The sequence below is a fragment of the Paenibacillus sp. SN-8-1 genome, from assembly GCF_050995535.1.
Taxonomy (GTDB): domain Bacteria; phylum Bacillota; class Bacilli; order Paenibacillales; family Paenibacillaceae; genus Fontibacillus.
Genome location: NZ_CP194782.1, coordinates 2,005,446 through 2,018,360, shown reverse-complemented (window position 1 = coordinate 2,018,360; position 12,915 = coordinate 2,005,446). Strand labels below are relative to the sequence as shown.

General features: G+C 49.2%; 12 protein-coding genes. 8 read left to right on the top strand and 4 right to left on the bottom strand.

Annotation, left to right across the window (positions count from 1 at the left end; all coding sequences use genetic code 11):
- Positions 1–6: 6 nt before the first annotated feature.
- Positions 7–1,431 (bottom strand): 3-isopropylmalate dehydratase large subunit, encoded by a 1,425-nt coding sequence (gene leuC / locus ACRRNK_RS09540; protein ID WP_433946851.1) that lies wholly within the window; start codon positions 1,429–1,431, stop codon positions 7–9.
- A 270-nt stretch (positions 1,432–1,701) separates the two neighbouring features.
- On the opposite strand from leuC, the gene ACRRNK_RS09535 reads away from it, so the two are divergent.
- A complete protein-coding gene (locus ACRRNK_RS09535) occupies positions 1,702–2,619 on the top strand; it encodes a LysR family transcriptional regulator (RefSeq protein ID WP_433946494.1) in 918 nt (305 codons plus the stop codon).
- Positions 2,620–2,740: 121 nt separating this feature from the next.
- On the opposite strand, the gene ACRRNK_RS09530 is transcribed toward ACRRNK_RS09535, so the two are convergent.
- Positions 2,741–3,571 carry a carbon-nitrogen family hydrolase gene (locus tag ACRRNK_RS09530; RefSeq protein WP_433946493.1) on the bottom strand — a complete coding sequence of 277 codons (831 nt, stop codon included), beginning with the start codon at positions 3,569–3,571 and terminating at the stop codon, positions 2,741–2,743.
- 175 nt (positions 3,572–3,746) lie between these two features.
- Here ACRRNK_RS09530 and ACRRNK_RS09525 point away from each other — a divergent pair, with 175 nt between their 5' ends.
- The 7 genes from ACRRNK_RS09525 to mtnB all read left to right on the top strand — a co-directional run bounded on the left by ACRRNK_RS09525 (position 3,747) and on the right by mtnB (position 11,208).
- Positions 3,747–4,937, top strand: coding sequence for a pyridoxal phosphate-dependent aminotransferase (locus tag ACRRNK_RS09525; protein ID WP_433946492.1), 1,191 nt, complete (start codon positions 3,747–3,749; stop codon positions 4,935–4,937).
- A gap of 482 nt (positions 4,938–5,419) precedes the next feature.
- Positions 5,420–6,523, top strand: coding sequence for a glutamate 5-kinase (gene proB / locus ACRRNK_RS09520; protein WP_433946491.1), 1,104 nt, complete (start codon positions 5,420–5,422; stop codon positions 6,521–6,523).
- Positions 6,524–6,542: 19 nt separating this feature from the next.
- Positions 6,543–7,790, top strand: coding sequence for a glutamate-5-semialdehyde dehydrogenase (locus ACRRNK_RS09515; RefSeq protein WP_433946490.1), 1,248 nt, complete (start codon positions 6,543–6,545; stop codon positions 7,788–7,790).
- A 16-nt stretch (positions 7,791–7,806) separates the two neighbouring features.
- Complete coding sequence (proC, locus tag ACRRNK_RS09510; protein ID WP_433946489.1) at positions 7,807–8,685, top strand: pyrroline-5-carboxylate reductase; 879 nt, start codon at positions 7,807–7,809, stop codon at positions 8,683–8,685.
- Positions 8,682–9,893: a 2,3-diketo-5-methylthiopentyl-1-phosphate enolase gene (locus tag ACRRNK_RS09505; protein ID WP_433946488.1), complete on the top strand. Its 1,212-nt coding sequence runs from the start codon at positions 8,682–8,684 to the stop codon at positions 9,891–9,893. Before proC ends, ACRRNK_RS09505 begins: the two co-directional genes overlap by 4 nt.
- Positions 9,890–10,567, top strand: a complete 678-nt coding sequence (locus ACRRNK_RS09500; RefSeq protein WP_433946487.1) for a 2-hydroxy-3-keto-5-methylthiopentenyl-1-phosphate phosphatase — start codon at positions 9,890–9,892, stop codon at positions 10,565–10,567. The genes ACRRNK_RS09505 and ACRRNK_RS09500 overlap by 4 nt, the downstream gene beginning before the upstream one ends.
- Positions 10,564–11,208, top strand: a complete 645-nt coding sequence (gene mtnB, locus ACRRNK_RS09495) for a methylthioribulose 1-phosphate dehydratase (RefSeq protein WP_433946486.1) — start codon at positions 10,564–10,566, stop codon at positions 11,206–11,208. Before ACRRNK_RS09500 ends, mtnB begins: the two co-directional genes overlap by 4 nt.
- A gap of 255 nt (positions 11,209–11,463) precedes the next feature.
- Here mtnB and ACRRNK_RS09490 read toward each other — a convergent pair whose 3' ends face one another.
- Both ACRRNK_RS09490 and ACRRNK_RS09485 read right to left on the bottom strand, forming a co-directional pair.
- On the bottom strand, positions 11,464–11,808 hold the full coding sequence (locus ACRRNK_RS09490) for a hypothetical protein (RefSeq protein WP_433946485.1): 345 nt from the start codon (positions 11,806–11,808) through the stop codon (positions 11,464–11,466).
- A complete protein-coding gene (locus ACRRNK_RS09485) occupies positions 11,792–12,901 on the bottom strand; it encodes a hypothetical protein (protein WP_433946484.1) in 1,110 nt (369 codons plus the stop codon). Before ACRRNK_RS09485 ends, ACRRNK_RS09490 begins: the two co-directional genes overlap by 17 nt.
- Positions 12,902–12,915 lie beyond the last annotated feature (14 nt).

Here is a 12,915-nt window from a genome sequence, read left to right as displayed (position 1 = left end):
CCGATCTTAGCTGACAACTTCAGTTTTGAAGTTCCAGTCACGAACATCTACAAAGCGTCCTTCAACTGCCGCTGCCGCTGCCATAGCCGGAGAAACCAGATGAGTACGTCCACCGCGTCCCTGACGACCTTCAAAGTTACGGTTAGAAGTTGAGGCACAACGTTGTCCTGGCTGCAGAACGTCTGGGTTCATGGCAAGACACATACTGCATCCTGCTTCACGCCATTCAAATCCAGCTTCAGTAAAGATCTTATCCAGTCCTTCTTCTTCCGCCTGAATCTTAACTCGGCCAGAACCAGGTACGACAATAGCTGTCACTTTATCCGATACTTTATGACCTTTAGCCACTGCTGCTGCAGCACGCAGGTCTTCAATACGTCCGTTCGTGCATGAACCGATGAACACATAATCAATTTCGATCTCGGACATCGGAGTACCTGGGGTAAGACCCATATATTCAAGAGCTTTCTCAGCCGCTTTACGTTCATTCTCAGTCTCGAAATCAGCTGGGTTCGGCACAGCCGCGCTAATGTTAGTACCCATACCCGGGCTTGTTCCCCAAGTTACTTGCGGAATCAAGGAATCCACATCAAACTCAACAACACGGTCATATTGCGCGCCTTCATCGGATGCAAGCTCTTTCCAGCGAGCAACCGCTTCATCGAAAGCAGCTCCTTGTGGTACATACTGACGTCCACGCAGATATTCGAATGTTGTATCATCCGGAGCAATCAGACCCGCTCTAGCTCCACCTTCGATAGACATGTTGCAGACGGTCATACGCTCTTCCATGGACAGTTCGCGAATAGCTTCACCTGTGTACTCGATAACATATCCAGTAGCAAAGTCAGTACCATACTTAGCAATAACCCCAAGAATAAGGTCCTTTGCAGTTACCCCAGGATTGCGTTTGCCCACGAAGCGCACTTCAAGTGTCTTCGCTTTAGCCTGCTGCAAGCACTGAGTAGCCATAACGTGTTCAACTTCACTTGTACCAATACCGAAGGCAAGAGCACCGAACGCTCCGTGTGTGGAAGTATGGCTGTCGCCGCACACGATAGTTTTACCCGGATGAGTAAGACCAAGTTCAGGACCCATAACGTGCACAACGCCCTGATCAATCGTATCAAGATCGAACAAAGTTACCCCAAAGTCACGACAGTTCTGGGACAGCGTATCAATCTGCTGTTTGGAGATTGGGTCTGTAATATTATAGCGGTCCTTGGTAGGAACGTTATGATCCATAGTAGCAAAAGTAAGCTCTGGTCTGCGTACCTTGCGTCCGCTCAGACGAAGTCCTTCAAATGCCTGCGGAGACGTAACCTCATGAACTAGATGAAGGTCGATATATAGAATGCTTGGCTTGCCTTCTTCCTGATGAATAACATGATTATCCCAAATTTTCTCATACATAGTTTTCTTTTGACTCATCATAATCACCTCTAAATTAGCAATATAGCGAACTTGTTGACGAAGTGGCTCATTATAACAGAACCAGCCGCTCCGTTCGTTGAATCTACTATAACACTTGCCAGTTAATTGTTCCAAGATATGATATCTATAATTGTGATAGGTTTAACCTATAACTTTTAAATTTTGATATAACAGTTCGGAATTTTAAGTAGTTTGTGAATGCAGAACCTATATACGATATAATAGTCATAGGAATTGCTTATAACTTAATCACGAATGAGGGATATCATGGAATTTAGACAGCTTCAATATACGCTTCAAATTGCCGAAGAACGCAACTTTTCAAGGGCTGCAGATAAGCTTCATATTGCCCAGCCTTCCCTTAGCCAGCAGCTGTCCAAGCTGGAGAAGGAGCTTGGCGTGCTGCTGTTCCAGAGGAATACGAGTACGGTCGAGCTTACCCATGCAGGGGAAAGCTTCATCACCCATGCGCGCAAAATTGTGGATGCAGTCGAACAGCTTCGCCAGGAAATGGACGATATTTCTCAGCTGCGCAAAGGACGGGTTGTCGTCGGAAGTATGCCGATTACCGGCTCTCACCTCCTGCCCTATGTACTTCCTGCGTTCAAGGAGGCTTATCCTGAAATCAAGATTACATTACTAGAGGATACTTCACTCCATCTTGAGAAGCTGACTGCTGGGGGTGGCACAGACCTTAGCCTTCTCTCGCTTCCGCTAGAAGAAGCCTCTTTGACTTTCGAACCCATTGGTGAAGAACGCATTGACCTGGCCGTCCCACCAAACCATCCACTTGCCGCATTACCGGTCTTGAACAGTGCTGAGCAGATGAAGCTGCTTAGGGATGAGCCCTTCATTGTACTCAAAAAAGGCCAGGGGCTACGCACCCTGACGATTGAAATGTGCCGGACTGCGGGGTTCGAACCGGACGTAGTGTTTGAAAGTAATAACATTGAAACCATCCAGTCTCTTGTCGCGGCAGGAATGGGCATCACCTTTGTTCCCCGCTTCATCGCCCGGGCGAAGCGGAGTGAACTCATTCCAGTGTACATTCCAATTGAGAATCCTGTACCCAGCCGTACCCTCGTCATTGCTTACCGCAAGGGTCGTTATTTATCCAAGGCCGCAGAGGCTTTCATCGAAACGTTCAAGGACGTGCTGGAACAAAGAATGACTCCCGAGCTTTAAGGCTCGTGGGAGTCATTTCAATTAAAGAGTGCTTCAATTTTATGGATTGAACTAAAGACTGCGTGACCGGTTTCATGCCGCAACAAGTGGTTGCCAGAATCCAAACGTTCATTTCTTTAGTTCATTCCATATAGATATAAAGGTTAGGACGGCGATCTTCAAATATAGGAATCCGCTTGCGGACTTCATCCACAATCGACAATTCAATTTGAGCCGTAACAATTTCTTCGTCCTCTCCACCCTCAGCAATGATCTCTCCCCAAGGATCAATAATCATGGAATGACCGAAGAAGGAATCTTTACCGCTAACCCCGACCCGGTTGCAGGCTATGACGTACATTTGATTCTCGATCGCTCTTGCGGTCAGCAGCGTACGCCAGTGATGAAGCCTTGGATGCGGCCACTCTGCTGGAACGAAGAGTACTTTTGCTCCGCTTAGAGCCAGCGATCTTGCAAGCTCCGGGAACCGGATATCATAACAGATAGAACTGCCGGCGGTGGTTCCGTCGAGTTCAAATGTCACTCTTTGTTCTCCTCCAGCCAGATGCTTCTCTTCCTCCATCAGCCGGAACAAGTGAATCTTGGAATATTCCCCGGCCAGTTCTCCTTCGCGATTAAAGACATACATCGTATTACGCACATGTCCCTCTGTCTTCTGGGCAACCGACCCGCCAACAATATGAACGCTGTGCTCCCGTGCAAAATCCGAAAGCCAAGTTTTGGTCTCCAGCCCCTGCAGGTCAGCTAATTCATCGATCTCCGTTAAGGCGTAGCCGGTATTCCACATTTCAGGAAGTACAATCACATCCGGTTTGGACTCGGCTTGGAGCGCCTCTTCCATCAGCTGCTTCAATCTGAATGCATTCACCTTAGGTTCACCAAGAACAATATCAGACTGAATTAATGCAATATTCCACTTTTTCTGAGTAGAATCGGTTTGGTCTACGGACATAGGTCTCTACTCCCTTCCTAGCAACTATGTATAATCATATCGCTTGAGCCGCTTGGAATGCAATCCTCTTCCGGTCTAATCCATTCTATACAGCTTGGTTAAATCGTGATAAATTATATGGACTATAGCAAAGCAATCAAGTTCATTTCTGTACCTGGAACGGAGTGTGTCTTATATGAATAAACCCAAGCCAACTCTTACGATAAATCCGGCGGATGTCATGAGCCGCCTGCCAAAGCAGTTCTTCGCCACTTTAGTGCAAAATGTTAACCGGGAGATTTCAGCCGGTCATGATGTAATTAATCTAGGGCAAGGCAATCCGGACCGGCCCACCCCTGATCATATTGTTCAGGCAGCTAAGGAAGCGGTATCGAACCCGCTTTATCATAAGTACTCCCCTTTTACCGGGTATTCTTTTCTGAAGGAAGCTGTCTCGCAGCGTTATCTTGAGGACTACGGAGTTACTCTTGATCCCGAGAAAGAGGTTGCTATTCTGTTCGGCGGCAAAACAGGACTTGTGCAGATCAGTCAGATCCTGCTCAACCCGGGAGATTTGTGTCTGGTTCCCGACCCGGGATATCCAGATTACTGGTCAGGTGTGGCCCTGGCCGGAGCCGAAATGTCCTTCCTGCCCCTGCGGGAGGAGAATAACTTCCTGCCGGGCTACGAGGCCGTAACCGCCAAAGACAAGGCGCGGGCGAAGCTGATGTTCCTGAATTATCCGAACAATCCGACCTCGGCGACGGCCCCGCTCACTTTTTATGAGGACACCGTGAAGTTTGCAGCAGAGAATAATATTGTTGTTGCAAGCGACTTTGCTTACGGGGCTATCGGATTCGATGGCCATCGTCCGGTCAGCTTTCTGGAAGCTCCGGGTGCCAAAGAAGTGGGTATCGAATACTACACTCTCTCCAAAACTTATAACATGGCGGGGTGGCGTGTCGCTTTTGCCCTCGGTAATGAGAAGATCATTTCGCTTATTAATCAGCTGCAAGATCATATTTATGTCAGCTTGTTCGGCGCGGTTCAGGAGGCGGCCAAGGTGGCTCTGACCTCCAGCCAGCAGAGTGTGGCCGACCTTGTCGCTGTCTATGAATCCAGACGGAATGCTTTGTTCGGCGCGCTGGATGAGATTGGCTGGAAGGCACGCAAGCCGGGAGGCTCTTTCTTCGCATGGCTTCCTGTACCGGAAGGTTACGATTCGGCCGGCTTCGCACAGCTCCTGCTCGAACAGGCTAAAGTAGCCGTAGCCCCTGGTGTTGGATTTGGGAAGCACGGTGAAGGATTTGTCCGGGTAGGACTGCTTAGCAGCGAGGATCGTCTTCGCGAAGCTGTGCACCGCATTGGCGGACTCTCGTTATTCTGAACAGGTTCACCCTTTGCAAAGCCACTTTTCCCATGTTATTCTATCGATATATTAATGAAACGTGATGACGGGACCAGTACGAAGACACGCGGCGTATTCCAGAGAGTAAATTCCAAATGGCTGTGAGAATTTACCGTCCGCCCTTCAGAACCCTATCCCTGAACGGCTGGCTTAATCAAGCCGGACAGCTGCCCCTGTTAACAGGCTGTAAGTTGGATGAATGACTAATTCATCAATAAAGGTGGTACCGCGGAAGTCAGAACTTTCGTCCTTTGCGCTGCAAAGGCGGAAGTTTTTTTATTTATATGGAGTGAAACTTATAGAAGTCTACGCATGGATCCAGGCAACTACCTGCTGCGCCAGTGGTTAAATTACGCCGCGGTCTATAGTCATTCCATACAGTTATAGCATTTAGGGAATCTAGAAATGATTGATCATTTTGCCATCAAGACTTGAACTAAATTATTGTAGGAGTGAATGTCATGCATCAACGCGTCGTTGTCAAAATAGGCAGCAGCTCGCTCACATCACCTGAAGGCGGACTCAACCGAGATGCGGTTCAATTTTTTGCGGCCGAGCTTTCAGGACTCCGGAAATCCGGTTATCAAGTGCTGCTAGTCACCTCCGGTGCTGTCGCGGCTGGATTTCGTGAAATCGGCTATGCCGAACGACCGAAGCTGCTCCATGAGAAGCAGGCCGCAGCGGCGGTGGGTCAGGCACTGCTGATGCAGTCTTACCGGGAAGCCTTTCAGGTGCATGGAATCCCCGCTGCACAGGTACTCCTGACAAGAACGGACTTCCTGAACCGCAAGCGGATGGGCAATGCCAGCATGGCTGTCGAGGAGCTGCTCAAGCAAGGAGTGCTGCCAATCATCAATGAGAATGACACGGTCTCCATCGATGAGCTGAAATTCGGGGACAATGACACGCTCTCTGCTCTTGTGGCTAACCTTCTGAAGGCCGATCACCTCGTCATTCTGACCGATACCGAAGGTCTGTATACGAAGGACCCCCGGATTGACCCGGCGGCTACCCGGATTGAGAGAGTGAGCGAGTTCACCGATGAGCTCTATTCTATCGCGGGAGGCTCTGGATCCAAAGTTGGAACGGGAGGCATGCGCTCCAAGATTGATGCAGCCAAGATTGCCACACGTGGAGGTGTCCCCGTCTTTATTGGCAAGGGCGGCCTTCCGGGTGAACTGCTTCGCGCTGTACAGGGAGACGGCCGTGGAACTTACTTCGACACCCGGCTGAGCTCCCTGCCAATGAAGAAGCAGTGGCTCGGCTTCCTATCTACACCTCTCGGTACGCTCATTGTAGATGAAGGTGCGGAGACAGCCCTGATCTATGGCGGGCGCAGTCTCCTTCCCGTTGGTATACGTGCTGTCGAGGGGAATTTTCATACCGGGGATGTCGTTGAGGTCGTGAATGAGAAGCGTGAAATATTAGGACGCGGAATTGTGAATTATGACGAGTCGCAATTGCTTGATGTGCTCGGACTTCCAAGCCAGGAAGTGATGAAGAAGATGGATGGAATCCACAGATTAGAAGTGATTCACCGGGATGAATGGATTTCACTAAAATAATCTTAAGGAGGCAATAACGATGAGTGAAGTGAGAAACAAAGCAGAGCTGGCTGGATCTGGGGCCTTGATTTTGAGCCAATTAACGACGGAGCAAAAGAACGAGGCACTCTTGGCAGTAGCCGAAGCTCTAATTAACGGAGCTTCTGAGATCATTGAAGCCAACCAGGAGGATTTGCAGCGCGGCCGTGATAATGGAACGCCGGAGTCCCTACTCGACCGACTAGCCCTTGACAATGGACGAATCTCCGGCATTGCCGAAGGATTGCGTCAGATTGTTCATCTTCCTGATCCGGTTGGCGAGACTCTGGAGACGATTGATCGCCCTAACGGTCTCCATATTGTGAAGAAACGTGTTCCACTTGGTGTCATTGGGATTATTTACGAAGCCCGGCCTAATGTTACGGTTGATGCCGTGGGTCTGTGCCTGAAGACAGGCAATGCCGTAGTGCTGCGCGGCGGCTCAGCCGCCCTCTCTTCTAACCGCAAGATCATTGAGCTGATTCATATCGCATTATCCGGCACAGCCATTCCACCGGATGCTGTACAGCTAATTGAAGACGCCAGCCGGTCCTCTGTTGATGAGATGCTTAAACTGAATGGCCTGCTCGATGTGGTCATTCCACGCGGAGGAAGCTCATTAATCCAAAATGTTGTTCAAAATGCTACGGTTCCCGTGATCGAGACAGGCGCTGGTATCTGCCATACTTATCTGGATGCTTCGGCCGATCCTCAGATGGCTAAGGAAATCTCTCTAAATGCCAAAGTGCAGCGCCCATCCGTATGCAACGCCATGGAGTCTTTGCTCGTTCACGAGTCTTTCGCGGCTGCTCATCTAAATGAGCTGGCTGAGGCCTTCAAGGAAGCTAAAGTTGAGCTCCGTGGATGTCCGTTAACCCGGCAGATTGTGCCGTGGGCCAAAGAAGCAACTGAGCAGGATTACGCTACAGAATATAACGATTATATTCTTAACATTAAGGTTGTTGCGCATCTGGATGAGGCTCTGGCGCACATTTCCAAGTACGGCACCAAGCACTCAGAATGTATTGTTACTGAGAACGAAGAGAATACGGTCCGCTTCCTGAATGAGGTTGATGCGGCTGCAGTCTATCATAATGCCTCTACCCGCTTCACTGACGGATTCGAGTTCGGATTCGGAGCAGAAATTGGAATTAGTACCCAGAAGCTTCATGCCCGGGGTCCAATGGGACTTCCAGCCCTTACTTCGAGTAAATACATTATTCAAGGCAGCGGCCAAATTCGTAAATAAAGGAGGAGAGCTTATCATGTCCGATTTATCCAATCATTCATCAGGGTCCAGCTCAGAACAGATTGACATCTGCTTTTATGGTGCTGGTTCCATGGCAGAGGCTATTGTTCGTGGACTTATCAATAAGGCTGTTGCCAAACCGGAGCAAATATCCATGCTCAACCGCAGCAGCCAGGAGCGGATTGAATTTCTGCACAGCACTTATGGTGTACGTATAGCCTCTGATGCTAAGGAGAAAGAGGAACTTCTTCAAGGAGCTTCCATCCTGGTCCTTGCTATGAAGCCTAAGGATGCCGGCGAAGCGCTCAAGGCGCTTGGTCCCCTACTTCGTGAAGATCAGCTTATCATTTCAGTCATTGCGGGCCTATCTATAAATACCATTCATGCCCTGCTGGGACGCAAGCAGCCGGTTGCCCGAACTATGCCTAACACCTCCAGCTCCATCGGACTCGGAGCAACCGGGATTGCCTTCTCCTCCGAAGTATCTGAGGAGCGCAGAGAGCAGGTTCTATCGATCTTTGAGGCTGTTGGCCTTGTAAGTGTGATTCCTGAGGAGCAAATGGACATTCTGACCGGAATTTCGGGCAGCGGACCGGCTTACATCTACTACATGATGGAATCCATGATCGCTGCCGGCATCGAAGGTGGATTGAGCGCTGAACAAGCCCGCGACCTTACCGTTCAGACTGTGCTTGGTGCTGCGAATATGATGCTGCAGACAGGTGAAGACCCTGCATTGCTTCGTAAAGCCATCACCTCCCCGAATGGCTCCACTCAGGCTGCTCTTGAAGTATTTGAAGGAGCTGGCTTTAGCGAAACGGTCAGAGCCGCTGTTCGGCGGTGCGCGGAACGCTCACGTGAAATGGGTGCAGCTGTTGAGGAGGCACTCTCATGAACTTTTGCACAGCCACTTACCGGATTCAAGACGCGAAAGCAGACTTCCGCCGCAAAGCAGAATCCATCGCAGTAGGCATGACGGTCGGCAGCTGGACAGAACTTCCGCAGATTAAGCAAGAAAGCATGCGGAAGCACCTTGGTCATGTCGTTCATATTGAAGAGCATGAACAGTCCGAATTGGGACGTTATGCCGACGTAACGATTGCTTATCCGGACATTAACTTTACCAGAGACCTTCCTGCTTTGCTCATTACTGCATTTGGCAAGATCTCAATGGATGGACAGATTAAATTGCTGGATCTGGGCTTCTCGGATGACTTTAGTGCCGGCTTCCCAGGTCCCAAATTCGGTATAGAGGGCATCCGCAGCATCCTTAATGCACCTGATCGCCCTCTGCTTATGAGCATTTTCAAATCTGTAGTCGGATATGATCTTGAAGGGCTAAAGGAACAATTCCTGGCTCAAGCGCTCGGTGGTGTAGATTTGATCAAGGACGATGAAATTCTGTTCGAGAACCCGCTTACCCCCATCGAACGAAGAGCCGAGGTATGCCGGAAAGCCGCTGAAGAAGCGGAGCGTACAACCGGCAAGAAGCTGCTGTACGCCGTTAATTTGACTGGACCCACTTCACAGCTTCGCAGTCAAGCTCTCCAAGCAATTAACGCGGGGGCGACCGCACTGCTATTCAGTCCCCTTGCCTATGGGCTGGACGTTCTTCAAGAGCTGAGCGCGGACCCGGATATCCATATTCCCATTGCAGCTCATCCTTCTCTCGCGGGGGCCTTGTACCCATCACCCCACTACGGGATTTCCGCTTCTCTCCTGCTTGGCAAGCTGATGCGTACCGCGGGTGCGGATTTGGTACTCTTCCCTTCCCCTTACGGCTCTGTCGTTATGCCAAGGGAAGAGAATCTGGCAATCCGCCAGGAGCTTGTACGCACGGATCTGCCGCAGAAGGCCAGCTTCCCTGTTCCTTCGGCGGGCATCCATCCCGGCCTAGTTCCGCGTCTGCTGGCTGACTTTGGCAATGACGTAGTTGTCAATGCCGGAGGAGGTATCCATGGTCATCCGGGCGGCGCAGCTGCCGGCGGACAAGCGTTCCTCCAAGCGATCGATGCCAGTTTGAAGGGGATCTCACTGGAAGAAGCGTCCCAGACCAATCCCGAGCTGCAAGAAGCTCTAAATATCTGGGGAGGCAAGAAATGACCCATAGCTTAGAACCTATCGTCTTCTGTGACTTCGACGGAACCATCACAGTCAGCGACAATATTGTAGCGATTATGAAGCATTTCAAGCCAGCGGGCTACGAGCCGATTATGGAGCAAATTCTCGCAGGTAAGATATCGATCCACGAGGGTGTTGGAGCCATGTTCGCTCTAATGCCTTCGGACAGACGCGAGGAGATACTTGAGTTTGTGCTCGGTCAAGCGGGTATACGGGAAGGATTTGGTGATTTCCTTGGCTATTTGAGAAGCAAGGATATTCCCTTCTATGTCACAAGCGGAGGCATTGATTTTTTTGTAAAACCACTTCTTGCGCCCTTTGATATTCCTGACGATCACATCTACTGCAACGGATCTGATTTCTCAGGAGACAATATCAAGATTACCTGGCCGCATCTCTGTGACGAACACTGCAGTAATGACTGCGGAATGTGCAAGACAACCGTTATGCGCAGGTTCCCTGCTGACCGCTACGAACGGATTCTGATTGGCGACAGCTTGACGGACTTCGAAGCGGCAAAGCTTGCGGATCGGATCTATTCTCGCTCCCATTTGACGGAGAAATGTGTAGAGCTCGGTGTACCGCATACCCCTTTTGAGACATTTGTAGATATTACCGAGGATTTCAAAAAGAGAGAGGGCGAGTATAAACGATGAGTTTCACAAATATCCCCTTAGAAGAGAAGCTTGGAGCTCTTGAAGAGCTCCGTAAGGTGAAGGAACAATTCGCTGCCCGCGGCTGGTTCCCTGGCACAAGCGGCAACCTGTCGATCCGGGTAGGTGAATTCTCACCCGAGTCCTTCTATTTCGCCGTAACTTCAAGCGGCAAAGATAAATCCGTGCACACACCGGAGGATTTCCTGTTCGTGGATCAGCAAGGCCGTCCTTGTGAAGTCACCAGCTTAAAGCCCAGTGCGGAGACTCTGATCCATGCCGAGATCTATCGCCTTACCGGGTGCGGCGCGATTTTCCATGTGCATACCATTTATAACAACATAATAAGTGAAGGCTATGGCGATAAAGGAGCGATACCCGCTCAGGGGATTGAGCTAATCAAAGGCCTGGGAATTTGGGAGGAGAATGCGCGGATTGAAATTCCGGTCGTACCGAATTATGCGGAGATTCCCAGAATCGCGGAGCTGATTCCAGCTGCTTTGAGACCTGAGATTCCGGGGATCGTGCTTCGTAATCATGGTATTTATGCTTGGGGAGCCAATGCGTTTGAGGCGAAACGTCATTTAGAATCCTTTGAATTTATTTTTGAGCATATTTACCGGAGTTTGGCCCTCCGCCAATAATTACAACCAGATAGATATCCATTTATTGGAATATGCGCTCGCCTGTGATACAATAAATGTACAACCAAAGAAGAGGAGGCACCAAGTGCTCAATGTCATTAAGATAGCTTAACCTAATGACATTGACCAGGTGCACCCTCTTCTTTCGTTCCTATTCTGAAATGAAAGGAACTGATCGGTATGGAATTCTTATACCCCGATAGTCTATTCATTGGGGGACTCCTTGTCATCGTGATCCTTTATATACTGGAGGCGTCAATGTCCAAGAAGAAATAAATAAACTTGTGAACACACGGAAAGTACTCCAATTAGGAAGATGCTTATGACATCATATTGAATTCTGACATTCCGCCGGAATATCGAATGTGCCATGATTTCTAGTCCGAGTAGAATGAAGTAGATCGGCCACCAGGCTTTTGCCGCAGTAAAGCCATTATATCCATACAAATCCGAGAATAGAATGACCATGCCTAGTATCAACAAGGAAATGCCCATGGGGACCGTACCCACTCGCCATTTTACCGAGCTTGTATTCGGACTTGTATACGTCTTGGCTTGGGCTAATTCCATAGAATGATAGCAGTTAGAATCGATCTTCATCGAAGTTCCTTCTCTCTACATGAACCCCAGACGCTCTGCGCTTACTCCCTGTAAGCAGCTTCAAGCCTCCGCCAATGAGTACCACCGAAACAATAAAAGGTTTCAAGTATTTGCTGACACGATATTTGATCCAGAGCCCAGGAAAGTGAGCTGCCAAGTACGGCACGATCAAATTCATGCTAACGTAATAAATACCAAGGAGAAGCAATACGGTTCCAAGTAACCGCTTATGATTCCCTAAGGCCTCTATTAGGGGCTTGTCGATCAAAGGCTCTCTTCCATATCTGCTGATGACCTGCAGTCCATCAAAGAAGCTGTAGAACCAAATCAATGGTAGGATGAACAGGAACAAAGACAGACGCAATACATCGATGATATAGAATGTTCCCAGGAATAAGACCATTAGTTGAAGACCTCGCTTTTGGAGCCCCATATACATTTGACCGGCACCAGGAATTACAGATAATAAAGTAGCCATGACCTTACTTCTCCGTCCATTCTCCCGGCTAATCTCCCAATCGCCGAACAAAGTACGATCTGTTAATATCTCCCCTGATAGCTTGCGGTGAATACACTGAACCGCATCGAACATGCAATACAGCCAGATCACAGGCAGTACACACAGGAAGACCAGAACCGAGTCGTTCGTAATCCCAGCGACAAAGATGAGCATCGTGATCGTCCCGAAGAAAGCAACGAGAAAAGATAATCCTCTCTGCATAAGTCCCATATAGAAATGGCCAAGGCCGGGCACGAAGGAGAGTAAAATGGTGAAAAAGCGTTCAGCATCATGGCCGCCGCTGCTCTCAGGGCTTGGATAACCCGAGTTATATCCCTGAGTAGGGTAATCCTTCAGCAGCACAATGAACAGATCAAACATACTGATCCCCCACACAATAGCGGCACAGACAATTCCTAATACAAAAGGCTCACCGGAGTTAGATAGAAGGGCTAATGAGAAACCTCCTAATAAAAATCCGCAGAAGAACAGCATATAGAAAAAGCACCTGATTTTCTTACCCCAATATAAATGGCCAAGGCCAGGCAAAAAGTTCATAAAAAAAGCAGTCACCCGATTACGTATTACCGGCATTTCATCCATCCTTT